Source organism: Micromonospora sp. AMSO1212t (assembly GCF_008868145.1).
In the GTDB taxonomy this organism is placed as follows: domain Bacteria; phylum Actinomycetota; class Actinomycetes; order Mycobacteriales; family Micromonosporaceae; genus Micromonospora; species Micromonospora tulbaghiae.
On the sequence record NZ_WBKS01000326.1, the window covers coordinates 1 to 435 of the forward strand.

Below are 435 nucleotides of genomic sequence, written 5' to 3' on the forward strand. Positions count from 1 at the left end.
TAATCCTGTTCGCTACCCATGCTTTCGAGCCTCAGCGTCAGTTACAGACCAGACAGCCGCCTTCGCCACTGGTGTTCTTCCATATATCTACGCATTTCACCGCTACACATGGAGTTCCACTGTCCTCTTCTGCACTCAAGTTTCCCAGTTTCCGATGCGCTTCCTCGGTTAAGCCGAGGGCTTTCACATCAGACTTAAAAAACCGCCTGCGCTCGCTTTACGCCCAATAAATCCGGATAACGCTTGCCACCTACGTATTACCGCGGCTGCTGGCACGTAGTTAGCCGTGGCTTTCTGGTTGGATACCGTCACGCCGACAACAGTTACTCTGCCGACCATTCTTCTCCAACAACAGAGTTTTACGACCCGAAAGCCTTCTTCACTCACGCGGCGTTGCTCCATCAGACTTGCGTCCATTGTGGAAGATTCCCTACT

General features: G+C 52.2%; 1 rRNA gene. It reads right to left on the bottom strand.

Going from position 1 to position 435, the window contains the following annotated elements:
• A 16S ribosomal RNA gene (locus F8279_RS30015) occupies window positions 1-435 on the bottom strand; the annotation flags it as partial.